The following is a 220-nucleotide window of genomic DNA, read 5'->3' on the forward strand; positions in this document are numbered from 1 at the left end:
GCACATTGTGGCAGTGTCTCAGACGTAAAGGAAAACCATACCGGCAGCGTCTAACCGCTGAGACTCGAGGTCGTATCAATGACAGAGTCTCGATTCATGAGCGCCCTTGTATTGTTGAAGAACGCTCACGTATTGGAGATTGGGAAGCCGATACCGTTATCGGTCAGCATCACAAGCAAGCGATTGTCACGCTCGTTGAACGTAAAACGGGGCTATTGAA

Annotated in this window: 1 protein-coding gene; it reads left to right on the forward strand. The window is 49.5% G+C overall.

Annotated elements, in window-relative coordinates; translation table 11 throughout:
* Positions 1-220: IS30 family transposase (locus ACT3SX_RS15780; RefSeq protein WP_444761899.1), on the forward strand; the 220-nt coding region annotated here is incomplete at both ends.

This window comes from Psychrobacter sp. AOP31-B2-9, assembly GCF_052378005.1.
Taxonomy (GTDB): Bacteria; Pseudomonadota; Gammaproteobacteria; order Pseudomonadales; family Moraxellaceae; genus Psychrobacter.